The following is a 12,338-nucleotide window of genomic DNA, read 5'->3' as shown; positions in this document are numbered from 1 at the left end:
TCTGATTTACCGCTTTCTCCTCTGGATTCTTATTTTAGACACAGTATCTCCATTTTCTATATCTTATTAATTATAGAGAACATTTTCCGGACCGTCTAATTGATTTTTTTTATTATAGGCATTATCTATATGTTGTATTCTTCACATAACTGTTCACAATACTCTTCATCTTCCGTTACTCGCTTTGCGTCATCATACTGTTTCTTTTCTAATAGTAATTTTATCAATTCTACTTGTCTTCGTCCTTCCTCTCTTCCCTCTTCTCTTCCCTCTTCTCTTCCTTTCTCCCTAATCAGTCTTTCGCGTTCCTCTGCTTTCATAAAACTCGCCTCCATCTCATCGCTGGCTTTTATTTGTTGAATTTTATGATGCAAGTCCTTCAGCCGATGGTCACTGTTTTCACGCAATCCTGTATCATTGCTTTCTGTAATATAATGCAGAAAATCCACTAGCTCCGGCTCTACTTCTTCGGCATTTGTTCCGTTCGTGTTAAGGAATATTTTTCTGCAACAAAGTCCATACGGATTCCTCGTTTTCCCGGCAGATTATGTATTACTTTCTGTCCTTCTTTCCAGCGCAGGCTTTTTAATCTTTTTCCTGTTGCAAACTCAATAATTGTCTTACATGTTTCCAAATCTTCTGTTGCAACATCAAACAGGAAATCGTCCATCAAGTTAAGATCTTTCAATGTACGACCTTTCTTCCCACCCTGATTCTTCTGAAGCATTGCATCATTTTCCATATTTATTTTTTCGTTTTTAATCATATGTTTCCTCCTTAAGTATAACGGATTAGTGAAAAATCGTCTACATCTACACAGTCCGTCCTTTTCTATTAATATGCTAGAAAGTAAATTTAGTTTGGATTCTCCTGTTCGACTCGAACCTTTTGAATATGTTTTGATATTCTTTTGATAATGGTTTTTGATTTTTTTGAAATTAAGTACTCTTAGATTTTTATGAATCAACATATGTTGTAGATGTATTTTATCACAGCGGTGCGAAAAAAGCTACAGAAAAATCCGGTGCTTCTCCATAACGCACCGGACTTTTCTGTTTATAATTGAGTAAGGGATCTATTCCATTCATTTATGTAGTTTTTCAGCTCTTATTTATACAGCGGATATTTTTCACAGATTTTGTTAACTTCTGCACGGATCTCATCTGCTTTTGTATCGAAATCTGTAACTGTCATCTTGATCAGTTTTGCAATTGTCTTCATATCTTCTTCTTTCAGTCCACGAGTTGTAACTGCAGGTGTTCCGATACGAACTCCGCTTGTTACAAACGGGCTTGCAGGATCATTCGGTACTGCATTTTTATTAACAGTAATATATACTTCATCCAGACGATTCTGTAATTCTTTTCCTGTAATGTTCATATTCTGAAGATCAACTAAGATCAGATGGTTATCTGTTCCACCACTTACAAGGTTAAATCCTTCTGCTACCATAGCATCTGCAAGTGCTTTTGCATTCTTAACAACCTGCTGCTGATACTCTTTGAATTCTGGTTTCAGAGCCTCTCCGAAACATACAGCTTTTGCAGCGATGATGTGCTCAAGCGGTCCTCCCTGTGTTCCTGGGAAAATAGCTTTGTTAATTGCTTTTGCATGCTCTTCTTTGCAAAGGATCAGTCCACCTCTTGGTCCACGCAGTGTCTTATGTGTTGTTGTTGTTACAACATCTGCATACGGAACCGGGCTCTGGTGAAGTCCTGCTGCCACCAGTCCTGCAATGTGAGCCATATCAACCATCAGATATGCGCCAACTTCTTTTGCGATATCAGCGAAAACATCAAATTTGATCTCTCTTGGATAAGCAGATGCTCCTGCTACGATTAATTTGGGTTTGCATTCATGTGCAATCTTACGAATCTCGTCATAATCCAAAAATCCTTCATCATTTACATTGTAAGGTACAAAATTATATAAGAGTCCTGATAAGTTTACCGGTGAACCATGTGTCAGATGTCCGCCATGTGCCAGGTTCAGTCCCATAACTGTATCACCCGGTTTGATGAGTGCCTGATAAACTGCTGTATTAGCATTTGCTCCGCAATGTGGCTGTACATTTGCGTGCTCTGCACCAAATAACTTTTTCGCACGTTCGATTGCAATATTCTCCAGAATATCTACGTCTTCGCATCCACCATAGTAACGTTTTCCCGGATATCCTTCTGCATATTTGTTTGTTGGAACGGTTCCCATTGCGAGCATAACCGCAGGGCTTACGATATTCTCTGAAGCAATCAGTTCGAGATTTCTTCTCTGTCTTCCAAGTTCCAGCTCCAGTGCTTTTCCAACTTCGTCATCGTACTCTTTGATATAATTTGTTACATCTTCAATTCTGTTCATCTTATTGTCCTCCTTCGATACGCCTGTTTCCCCCAATAAAAAACAGGCAAAAAACCTTTGCTTCATTTACTAAAGATCTTTTGTCTGCCTCTGTCCTTTTACCTGAAAGATTGCTGATCGGTTTTCCCCCATATAACTACCAGTTTACTTCTTCGGTACAATTAAAAATATTGTTCTCCAGAGTGTCGTCCGAATCCATTCCTTTTACCTGAGAGTTTCTGCCTACCCCTTCGGCTCCGTTTCGGATAAAGCCTAGCCCCTGTTCTTTATCCATACGGTATCTCACGAATTCATCTGCCGACTTATCAACTGCTCTTAGTATACACAATGCTTTTGTTTTCGTCAATAATTACAAAATAAGTTATTTTTTTATCAATTTTTTGTGCATTTATTATATCTATCTATAGAGTTATCAATTTTATAGATAATCTATCTGAAAACTTCTTTGATACTGTCATAATGCAGGAAAATGCCTTCTCCGGCAAGATCTTCAATTTCTTTCTTTGTCGCGAAACGGTATCCCGCTGTTTCTTCTTCCTGTAAATGTATATCACTCTCGTCAATATTCAGAACAAAGCGATAAACATCTACAAAGTAATTATCTCCTTCTCCCGGGTTCTCTCTGTGATATGTGAAACAATATCCACCTTCCGCATTCCTTACATCCAGCCCTGTCTCTTCCTTCACTTCGCGTATAACAGCTTCTTCCGAAGTTTCTCCTGCCTGTGCTGCGCCTCCGGATACTTCCCACCATCCCGGTGCCCACGCTTTTGTCATTACACGTTTTGTGATAAGATACGTGTGATCTGGTCTTGCAACTACTCCAAGTACTGTCAGATGATATTCATCATCTTTCAAGCACCAGTCATTTCTCTTCATCGTGCGACCGGTTGGATTTTTGTCTTTGTCATAAATATCCCAAAGTTCCATTCTTCTGCCTCCTTCTTCTGTCTTGATATTACTGTCTGCAGTTTCTCTACCTCATTGCCCCTGTTTATTATACTATAACTGTGCCTGAATTTCCTCTAACATTTCCCGCACTGTTTTTCCATATACCGGATGGCGTTTGTACGGTGCAATTTCGGCCAATGGTTCCAACACAAAGCTTCTTTTGTGCATTTCAACATGTGGAATACAGAGATCATCTTCTTCCAGTACGATGTCATCATACAGCAGAATATCCAGATCCAGTGTTCTCGGTCCCCAGTGTATAATCCGCTCCCTGCCCGCTTCTTTCTCGATCCGGTTTAATTCTTTTAACAATTCTTCCGGATATAATAGCGTCCGCATTTTCAGACATGCATTTAAAAAATCCGGCTGATCTGTCACTCCGTAAGGCTCTGTTACAAGATAAGAAGAAACTTTTTCAACTGTACAAGTAGGAATCTGTCCTATTTTTTCGACTGCTTCATTCAGATAAGTTTCACTGTCACCAATATTAGAGCCAAGTGCGATATATGTTGTATGCCATTCGCGCGAAATCTTCACACTGACTGTTTTCAGCGGAAGTCCTACCGGTGCCCATGGCTTCTTGATCTCCAGATCGATCTTGCAAAGTCCCGATATGCTCTTAAGCATCTCTTCCGCAAGGGTTTCTGCCACCCGTTCTAGCAGTTGGTAGGTATGTTCTTTCATATATTTTGTGATAAATGCACTGACTTCACCGTAATGGATAGATGCCGTCAGATCATCTGTCTTCCCGGCTTTTCTTGTATCTGTATAAAGCACTGCTGACACAAGAAATTTCTGCCCCAGTTTGTTTTCCTCTGGAAATACACCGTGATTGGCAAATACTTCCAGATCTGTAATTTTTATCTGGTCATAATCCTGACTTGTTTTTTTATTTATATATTTCATAATTATTATTCCTCACACCTGTCACTCTTTCTGCCAGTCTGCTTTCCTGTTTGCAAAACTTCATGAGTATTATTGTCCTAATCAGCTACCTGTTTCCCATATTTTACACTTCATGCTCACGCATAATTGCCTGCGTCATGCGGATTGCGCGAAGATTTTTCTGTACATCATGCACACGCACAAACGCACAACCTTTCTGTACACCATATACAGTTGTAACAAGCGTTCCTTCTTCTCTTTCTTCTACCGGAAGATCAAGAGTAAGTCCGATCACAGATTTGCGCGACGTACCGAGAAGTACCGGATAGCCGAGCTTGTTCAGGCATTCCATTTTATCAATGATTTCCAGATTCATCTCATAAGTTTTTCCAAATCCTACACCCGGATCAAGAATAATCTTATCCTCTGAAATACCTGCTTTTTTTGCAAGTGTCACACACTCCTCCATATCTGTCATGAAATCCGTCAGAAAATCTGTATATTCTGCTTTTTCCCGGTTATGCATCAGGCAGCATGCCACATCATACTTTGCAATCACTCCTGCCATCTTCGGGTCGTATTTTAATCCCCAGATGTCATTCACCAGATCAGCACCCGCCTGAAGTGCCGCTTCGGCAACTCTGCTCTTGTAAGTGTCGATGGAAACAGGAACAGCAAACTCCTGTTTCAGTCTTTCGATAACCGGTGTTACTCTTGCAATCTCTTCATTCTCCGTAATCTGTACATGCCCCGGTCTTGTCGATTCGCCCCCTACATCAATGATCGCAGCACCTTCGTCTATCATCTGTTTTGCATGTGCAAGTGCTCTATCCATACCGTTATATTTTCCTCCATCCGAAAATGAATCCGGCGTTACGTTTAAAATTCCCATTACATACGTTTCATTTTTTATATCAAACTCTTTTTTCCCGATGATCATATCTGTATCTCCCTGTTTTTCTTTTCTTCACTCCAGTTACATTCTTTTTTCGCTTGGCAGGCAAAGCAATTTCTGGAACATTTATCACTTTCGTATAAAAGTCTTTCCAACTTTGTCATATCTTTTCGTTCCCTGCGATGCCCACGGATGGCTGTCAAAATTTCTTTTTTTTCTTCTTCCGTATAGGCGACTGCCTCTGGCAGTGAATCCAGAATTTTCTCTGCAATCTGCGCTCCGGCAATCTCGTGCGGAATTTTTTCTTTGTATTGCAATGCTTTTCCGATATCATGTAAAATCGCTGTTGTATACAGCAATTCCTTCGAATATCCAAGATTGTTTTCTAAGTTCCGAATATATGCAATTCTTGCAACATCTAACAAATGTTCCATCTGATGACAGCAGAAGATCCTGTCTCTTTCTTCTTCTCTCAGTTCTTTGTAATACTGCTGATATAACGGATGTCTGAGTACTGTATTTAGTCGTTCCATCTTCTGTTCTTTCTCTGCATGTTTCATTGACTTCATCTTCACCATTTCATCTATTTCCCAAGCATCCGGAAGAACCGCTCTTCCAGAGTCGGATCGGTTTCAAATACGCCTCTTCTTGCAATTGTCACGGTCTGACTTCCCGGCTTTTTAATGCCGCGCATTGTCATACACATATGCTCTGCTTCTACCATAACCATTGCGCCTTTCGGACACATATACTGCATCAGCGCATCGGCAATCTGTCCGGTCAGTTGTTCCTGTAACTGCAGCCTTCTTGCAAACACTTCTACTGTTCGTGCCAGTTTGCTAAGTCCTACAACTTTTCCGTCCGGAATATAAGCGATATGTGCTTTCCCATAAAACGGAAGCAGATGATGTTCACAGGTTGAATAAAATGTGATGTCTTTTTCGATAACCATCTCGCTGCTGTCTACGGTAAATGTTTTTGTCAGATGGACTCCTGCATCTTCGTCCATTCCGCCATAAATTTCCTCGTACATTCTGGCAATTCTGTCCGGTGTATCTTTAAGGCCTTCCCTTGTTACATCCTCTCCCATACCTTCCAGTAATAAACGGACTGCCTGTTCTATTTTCTCATGATCGATCATGTCTCTCTCCCTCTATATTTCTACTATCTGTTTTATTCTATCAAAAATGTTGTTTTCTGCAAATATATCACTTTCATGCTTTATCCCATGTTTCCACAATCTGAATCACATCTCCCAGATAAGATAGAGAACCGCAGGCAATCACAACGGATTTCTGATTCTCTTCTGTCTCTTTTTTTGCATTTCTATATGCAGTCTTCAATGCCTCTTCCAAATCACTATGTGCGTCCGCTTTTTCAAATACAATTACGTTCTCACAATATTTCGCTGCGTCTTCCGCAAGCACTCCTGCCAATAATGTGCGTTCTTCATTCGGAAGATGAATCGCATATACACACTCTGCGTCCGAACACAACAATGCTGTGATCTTTTTATATTCTTTATCTTTAAAAACGCCCATGACCAGGTGGATCCTGTAATTCGGAAAATATCGTCTTATTGATATAGCGAGCTTTTTTGCTGCATCTTCATTGTGTGCGCCATCAACAATCAAAGGGGGATTCTCCCGCAGACTGGTAAATCTTCCCGGCCACTTTGTCTCTGCCACACCAATTTGCACAGCTTCTTCCGGTATTTTGTATCCTTCTTTTCGAAGCGCACAAACTATCTCCAGCGCTGTTGCCAGATTTTCTTTTTGGTATTCACCTGTAAGTCCGCTATGAAGGTTTCCAAAATCCGGTGTTTCTACATCCATTCCTTTGTATGTTTCTTTTTGTATTATCAAAAGTTCCGGTTTTGCCTCCGTAAACGGGCAGCCTGTTCTTTCTGCCTTTTCTTCCAGTATCTTTTTCACTTCCGGCTTCTGTTTTGCAGACACAACTTTACATCCCGATTTAATAATCTCACATTTATCTGCTGCAATTTCTTCGATTGTATTTCCCAAAATCCCAATATGATCCATACTGATTGTTGCAAATGCCGCCAACACAGTTGTCTTTACAATATTCGTTGCATCCAGTCTTCCGCCGAGTCCGGATTCCAGCACAACCAGATCACAGCTTTTTTTCTTAAAATATAAAAAAGCCATTGCCGTCTCAACTTCAAACAGCGTCGGTATCGGTGCACCTGCTGTTTCTAATCCGGCAATCGCTTCTTTTATCTCTTCCGTCAACTCTGTAAGTTCGTTTTCGGAGATCCATTCTCCATCCACCTGAATCTTCTCACGATAGGAGAGCACTGTCGGTGAAACATATCGTCCTGTCCTGTATCCTGCTTTACTTAATATTGTTGAAGTATACGCAAGCACAGATCCTTTTCCGTTTGTTCCGGCAATATGAATGAACTTTAAATCCTCCTGTGGATTCCCCAGTTCCTCAAGCAGTCCCCGAATCGTATCCAAGCCAAGTACACTTCCGTATCTGGACATCGCATCCAGATATACCCTTGCTTCTTTATAAGTCACGTTTCTATTTCCTTTCTGAAATTGTTCTAACCTCTTCATAATAGCACTAACCTTTCATTCTCTCAAGAAAAATCAATGCTCTATAGTATCATTTTTATTAATAAGCACTTTCTCTTTTGTCTATAATTCATATATTTTATCCGTTCCTGTCAGGAATAATCTTAAAAGTTAAGAGGTACAGCAACCATTTTTCATTGTTGCTGTACCTCTTAATATCTCTATGTTATATATCTGCCTTAACCCCAGTTCATTCCTTTTCCTGCTTCCAGAGCCTTGTCGTAAATAACTTTTGCTGCCACCAGATCCTGTGCCGCTACGCCAACTGTTTCATAAACAATGATTTCATCATCATTTTCTCTTCCTTTTATTGTACCGTTTATTACATCACCAAGGCTTCCAAGTATATCCTTTTCTGAAATGATACCGTCCTTTATCGGAATCAATAAATCTCCGGTCTCAGAAAGCGCCGCCTCTTTGGAATCGCAGATGATTTTAGATGCTCTTGGAAGGATCGCCGGATCCATTTCATGCTTATGTGGCTCATAAGTGCCGACACAACTGATCGTTGCTCCGGCTTTGACTTTTGTCCCATCAAATACCGGCTTTGCCGATGGAGTAACGGTAATGATTAGATCTGCATCTTCTATACATGCATCTGAATTTTCTGCTGCTATAATCTTTGCCCCATAATCGGCTAACTCTTTCTGCATCTGTTCGGCAAATACCTGGCATCTTTCTGCATTGAGATCATAGATTTTTACTTCATCCAGCTTTCTTGCTGCAAGCATCGCCTCTAGCTGTGTCGCTGCCTGGCCTCCGGTTCCGATCATTGCTCCTTTTTTGCACTCTTTTTTTGCAAGCAGATCAAATGCTGCACCGGAAGACGCACCCGTCCTGAGCTGTGTAACATAAGTTCCATCCAGCAATGCGATCACGTATCCGTCTTTTCCGTCAATCAACATCACCTGTGCCGGTGATGTCATTTTCCCATTATCCACATTGTGTGGGAAAATGTCGATTACCTTCATAGCTGCCGCATCTAATTCCGGCGCATATGCAGGCATAAACAAAAATGCTCCATCATATTTGCCGTCAATAACTGTACGCAGAGGCGTTTTTACTGTTCCGTCAACTGTCATTTTAAACGCAGTTTTGTCTGCCTCGATCATATCTTTCATTGTAACTACACTTTTAATATCTTCTCTTGAAAGTAATAACATACTCTTCCTCCTTTTTCTCTATTCATGATGATATCCATAATCTGCATCCAGTGCCCATGGCTGCATAGCTCCGCCCTCTTCGGCCGGTCTGCAGTTCTGTGCATAAATATTCAATACACCCTTCTGCTGTTTTAACGGTGGACGTACCCAGGATTTCTTTCTTTCGGCAAGTTCCTCGTCTGAAACAAGTAAATTTACCGTTCCTCCTGCAATATCCATTTCAATTTTGTCTCCGTTTTTAATCAACGCGATCACGCCTCCGTCATACGCCTCCGGAGAAACATGTCCGACAATTGCTCCATAATTGAATCCTGAAAACCTTGCATCTGTGATCAGTCCGACTTTCTTGTCCAGCCCAAGCCCGATCAACGCATCAATACTAAGCATCAGTTCCTTCATACCCGGTGCACCTTTACAGCCTTCATAGCGGATGACCAGAATGTCTCCCGGAACGATCTCACCATCCATAATTGCTTTATAAGCATCCTGGTCGCATTCGTATACTTTTGCCGCGCCTTTGATGTATTTTACTTCTTCATATACAGCCGTTGGACGTACGATCGATCCTGCCGGGGAAATATTTCCGCGTAAAATCTTAAGGCCCGGTTCTTTTGCAACCGGATCTTCCAGCGAGTGAATCACTTTATTTGGCTCGCCTTTCACTGTTTCCAGCAATTCTCTCCATGTATTTCCATAAATTGTAGGAGCTTCTGTATGTAATTTACTCTCCAGTTGTTTCATTACATTTTTCACGCCGCCGGCATAATGAAAATCAACAACCGTATATGGTCCGCTTGGAATAACCGCGTTAATACAATAAATTTCTTTCGCATATTTTTCAAAATCTGCCAATGTAATTTTAATTCCTAGTTCATATGCATATGCCAGAATATGAAGTACCGCATTCGTAGATCCGGCAACTGCCATATCAAACATGATTGCATTTTCCAATACTTCTTTTGTAATGAGATCCTTCGGCGTTCTTCCGGATTTTGCAAGCTGAACCATGTATTTTCCTGCTGTTCTTGCCGCACGGAGTCTCGCATTATCGGATGCCGGAATTGTTGAAGTACCCGGCATTACCAGATTCAGGACTTCTCCAAGCATCTGCATCGTGTTCGCAGTTCCCATAGAAGGACAGGCTCCAAAAGACGGACATACACACTCTTCCATGTCAAAGAGTTCCTCTTCCGATGCGCCAGAAAATCTTGCTGCGTCCAGATCTGCTTCTACAACCGTCTGTCCACAATGATTTCCTGCCTGCATCGAACCACCTGTCACAACCATCGCCGGAATATCTAGCCGGCATGCTGCCAGATAACATCCCGCAATAATCAGGTCACAGGATGCGACACAACAGATTGCATCAAAATTATGTACTCTCGATACAAACTCTATCGACATCGCAACAATGTCACGGCCGACCTGTTCATATTTCATCTCATCTGCGCCATTTGCCATATTTCCACATGTTGCCGGGATTCCAAATTCTACCGGGATTCCGCCCGCTGCCCAGATGCCTTCCTTAACAGCCTCTGTCACCTGTCTTAAATGTGCTGTTCCCGGCGAACCAGCCATATAAGAATTTGGCACGCCGATATGTGGCTTTTTGCGAATGTCCTCATCTGAATACCCTGCTGCCTTCATCATAACACGTCGATGTGCCGCCTGCGCTCCGTTCCAATAGCTCTCTCCCATCTTACAACCTCCTTATTTTATAATTCCTGTAGATTGTTCTATGCCATGCACTTTTCTAATCTTGTCTACCGTTTTCCTATTTCTTACATCATATGTCATTTTTTTAACATTGGATAGAACAGGAAATTGATAGTTATGTTCATTTTTTCTGAACGATACCAGACATCGAAAGATTTTAAGATTACATTCACATTATCTGATGGATATATGCACTTTTTCTTATATACACTGCCGCTCATCTATTGCATAACTTTTCAAATTTTACTAAAATATAAGATGCCAGAGTCAAAAGCCTAAAACTACGAATTGTGGTAGTACGAAGTACGGAACAATTCGTATGGCATCTTTTGACCCTGACATCATACAGGTAAACAAGTGACAGCACCGGAGGCTGATATCCATGTCAAAAATCAATATAATTTTAGATGTATATGAAACACATAGTATTTCCAAAACGGCAGGCAGACTGAAATACACACAGTCGGCTGTCAGCCAGGCAATCCGTAATTATGAAAAAGAAATCGGAGTGACTTTATTCAAACGTTCTAAAACCGGTATGTCTCCACTTACCGGAACAGACAGCATTTTTGAAGAATTAAAGAAAATTCGGGCTTCCGAAAATCATATTGAACAGATTGCAGCACATATCAATGGATTAGAAAGCGGGTTGATCCGCATTGGTACTATCCAGAGTATTTCTTACCACTGGTTACCCGGAATTTTAAAAAAATTTACAGATGAATATCCGAATATCACGTTCAACCTCTATGTCGGCGGTTTTCAGGAATTGAGTGCAAAATTAAAAGAAGGAAAACTGGACTGTATTTTTACTTCAAAATATATTATGGGGAACCTTCCCTGTATAACGTTAGGTAAGGATGAATTAATGCTTGTTACATCAAAAGATCATCCACTTGCCAATAAATTTTCCGTTTCTCTTTCCGATGTGAACGGTCAGGACTTTATTATGTCCGCGGATAATACCGACTATGAAACCGGAGAACTGTTCCGCATCCATCAGATTCAGCCAAATGTCCGTTTTCACATCAACGAAGATTATACCGTAGTCAAAATGGTGGAGCAGGGGTTTGGCATCGCCATTCTCCCAAAGCTTCTTCTGCTCCATATTCCTTTTGATGTATGTGTACGTCCATTTACAGAACATTGCAAACGAATTCTTGTTGTGGCACATTCTCCATCGGCAGAGCCGACTCCGGCTTTGAAGCAGTTCATGGAATTTGCCGCACTCTGGAGCCAGGAACACCAGCTTCTTATATAATACACTGCCGGCGGTGGTCTTCTCGTACTGTTTTATCCAGTCCTAATTTCATCTACTGTAATCAGTTATCCTGTACCAGTCCTGCGATTACACAGACCATCTTATCTAACTGTATCGGCTTGGAAATATGTGCCTTCATTCCTGCTTCTTTACTCTTGCGGATATCTTCTGCAAATGCATTTGCTGTATTGCTGTGAAATGCTCTTGCAAACCCTTTCAGTTCAATAACTGCTGATATGATTCCAACACATTTTCCATCTTTAAATATAGGATTCGACAGCATGATGATCTGCGTCTTGTCGTCTTTCAATGATGTTCTGCGCTCCGATACTGTGAAACCCTTTTTAACACGATCCCTGAACGAATACTTCGGCAGCAACTTAAAGGTTTCTCCATTTGTCCGCACGCCACTCTCATCCGGAAAACAGATCTCCCAGTGCGTGTAGGCATTTTCCGCACTGGATGCGTTCATAATCTTTAAGATCTCCTGCTGGTTCTTCTGATGCTCCGGG

At 41.2% G+C, this 12,338-nt stretch carries 13 protein-coding genes and 1 riboswitch; of the genes, 1 reads left to right on the top strand and 12 read right to left on the bottom strand.

All coding sequences use genetic code 11. The annotated features are described in order from the left end of the window. Positions 1-125: 125 nt before the first annotated feature. From DWY31_RS14160 to ilvD, 11 genes are all read right to left on the bottom strand, one after another. On the bottom strand, positions 126-320 hold the full coding sequence (locus DWY31_RS14160; protein ID WP_021860915.1) for a hypothetical protein: 195 nt from the start codon (positions 318-320) through the stop codon (positions 126-128). A gap of 140 nt (positions 321-460) precedes the next feature. Beyond that, positions 461-766: a hypothetical protein gene (locus tag DWY31_RS14155; protein ID WP_021860916.1), complete on the bottom strand. Its 306-nt coding sequence runs from the start codon at positions 764-766 to the stop codon at positions 461-463. A gap of 341 nt (positions 767-1,107) precedes the next feature. Beyond that, positions 1,108-2,355: a serine hydroxymethyltransferase gene (gene glyA, locus DWY31_RS07085; protein ID WP_118519891.1), complete on the bottom strand. Its 1,248-nt coding sequence runs from the start codon at positions 2,353-2,355 to the stop codon at positions 1,108-1,110. Between the two features lie 80 nt (positions 2,356-2,435). After that, positions 2,436-2,546: riboswitch (glycine riboswitch) on the bottom strand. Positions 2,547-2,784: 238 nt separating this feature from the next. Next, positions 2,785-3,285 carry an NUDIX hydrolase gene (locus tag DWY31_RS07080; RefSeq protein WP_118519890.1) on the bottom strand — a complete coding sequence of 167 codons (501 nt, stop codon included), beginning with the start codon at positions 3,283-3,285 and terminating at the stop codon, positions 2,785-2,787. A gap of 72 nt (positions 3,286-3,357) precedes the next feature. Continuing rightward, positions 3,358-4,212: a 2-amino-4-hydroxy-6-hydroxymethyldihydropteridine diphosphokinase gene (gene folK / locus DWY31_RS07075; protein WP_118519889.1), complete on the bottom strand. Its 855-nt coding sequence runs from the start codon at positions 4,210-4,212 to the stop codon at positions 3,358-3,360. A 103-nt stretch (positions 4,213-4,315) separates the two neighbouring features. Continuing rightward, positions 4,316-5,131 carry a dihydropteroate synthase gene (folP, locus tag DWY31_RS07070; RefSeq protein ID WP_118519888.1) on the bottom strand — a complete coding sequence of 272 codons (816 nt, stop codon included), beginning with the start codon at positions 5,129-5,131 and terminating at the stop codon, positions 4,316-4,318. Continuing rightward, positions 5,128-5,619: an HD domain-containing protein gene (locus DWY31_RS07065; RefSeq protein WP_118519938.1), complete on the bottom strand. Its 492-nt coding sequence runs from the start codon at positions 5,617-5,619 to the stop codon at positions 5,128-5,130. The genes folP and DWY31_RS07065 overlap by 4 nt, the downstream gene beginning before the upstream one ends. 50 nt (positions 5,620-5,669) lie before the next feature. Further along, positions 5,670-6,227, bottom strand: a complete 558-nt coding sequence (gene folE, locus DWY31_RS07060; RefSeq protein ID WP_118519887.1) for a GTP cyclohydrolase I FolE — start codon at positions 6,225-6,227, stop codon at positions 5,670-5,672. A 73-nt stretch (positions 6,228-6,300) separates the two neighbouring features. Further along, on the bottom strand, positions 6,301-7,629 hold the full coding sequence (locus DWY31_RS07055) for a bifunctional folylpolyglutamate synthase/dihydrofolate synthase (protein ID WP_243060474.1): 1,329 nt from the start codon (positions 7,627-7,629) through the stop codon (positions 6,301-6,303). A 236-nt stretch (positions 7,630-7,865) separates the two neighbouring features. Beyond that, positions 7,866-8,849, bottom strand: coding sequence for an ornithine cyclodeaminase family protein (locus DWY31_RS07050; RefSeq protein ID WP_118519886.1), 984 nt, complete (start codon positions 8,847-8,849; stop codon positions 7,866-7,868). 18 nt (positions 8,850-8,867) lie between these two features. Beyond that, on the bottom strand, positions 8,868-10,547 hold the full coding sequence (gene ilvD, locus DWY31_RS07045; protein ID WP_118519885.1) for a dihydroxy-acid dehydratase: 1,680 nt from the start codon (positions 10,545-10,547) through the stop codon (positions 8,868-8,870). 400 nt (positions 10,548-10,947) lie between these two features. On the opposite strand from ilvD, the gene DWY31_RS07040 reads away from it, so the two are divergent. Beyond that, the gene (locus DWY31_RS07040; protein WP_021860927.1) at positions 10,948-11,826 is read left to right on the top strand and encodes a LysR family transcriptional regulator; all 879 of its coding nucleotides are present in this window, start codon (positions 10,948-10,950) and stop codon (positions 11,824-11,826) included. Positions 11,827-11,887: 61 nt separating this feature from the next. Here DWY31_RS07040 and DWY31_RS14150 read toward each other — a convergent pair whose 3' ends face one another. Beyond that, positions 11,888-12,298: a hypothetical protein gene (locus DWY31_RS14150; RefSeq protein WP_118519884.1), complete on the bottom strand. Its 411-nt coding sequence runs from the start codon at positions 12,296-12,298 to the stop codon at positions 11,888-11,890. Between the last annotated feature and the right edge of the window lie 40 nt (positions 12,299-12,338).

The sequence above is a fragment of the Dorea sp. AF24-7LB genome (assembly GCF_003478575.1).
GTDB lineage: Bacteria > Bacillota > Clostridia > Lachnospirales > Lachnospiraceae > Dorea_D > Dorea_D hominis.
Note: the sequence above shows the minus strand (reverse complement) of the source record. Positions and strands in the feature narration are given on the sequence as shown.

Bases quoted from the DNA above. Each gene is read 5' to 3' on its own strand.
- DWY31_RS07065 (WP_118519938.1), bottom strand. From the start codon at position 5,619: ATGGAACGACTAAATACAGTACTCAGACATCCGTTATATCAGCAGTAT.
- folK (WP_118519889.1), bottom strand. From the start codon at position 4,212: ATGAAATATATAAATAAAAAAACAAGTCAGGATTATGACCAGATAAAA.
- DWY31_RS14160 (WP_021860915.1), bottom strand. From the start codon at position 320: ATGAAAGCAGAGGAACGCGAAAGACTGATTAGGGAGAAAGGAAGAGAA.
- DWY31_RS07050 (WP_118519886.1), bottom strand. From the start codon at position 8,849: ATGTTATTACTTTCAAGAGAAGATATTAAAAGTGTAGTTACAATGAAA.
- DWY31_RS07040 (WP_021860927.1), top strand. From the start codon at position 10,948: ATGTCAAAAATCAATATAATTTTAGATGTATATGAAACACATAGTATT.
- glyA (WP_118519891.1), bottom strand. From the start codon at position 2,355: ATGAACAGAATTGAAGATGTAACAAATTATATCAAAGAGTACGATGAC.
- folP (WP_118519888.1), bottom strand. From the start codon at position 5,131: ATGATCATCGGGAAAAAAGAGTTTGATATAAAAAATGAAACGTATGTA.
- DWY31_RS14155 (WP_021860916.1), bottom strand. From the start codon at position 766: ATGATTAAAAACGAAAAAATAAATATGGAAAATGATGCAATGCTTCAG.
- ilvD (WP_118519885.1), bottom strand. From the start codon at position 10,547: ATGGGAGAGAGCTATTGGAACGGAGCGCAGGCGGCACATCGACGTGTT.
- DWY31_RS07080 (WP_118519890.1), bottom strand. From the start codon at position 3,285: ATGGAACTTTGGGATATTTATGACAAAGACAAAAATCCAACCGGTCGC.
- folE (WP_118519887.1), bottom strand. From the start codon at position 6,227: ATGATCGATCATGAGAAAATAGAACAGGCAGTCCGTTTATTACTGGAA.
- DWY31_RS14150 (WP_118519884.1), bottom strand. From the start codon at position 12,298: ATGAACGCATCCAGTGCGGAAAATGCCTACACGCACTGGGAGATCTGT.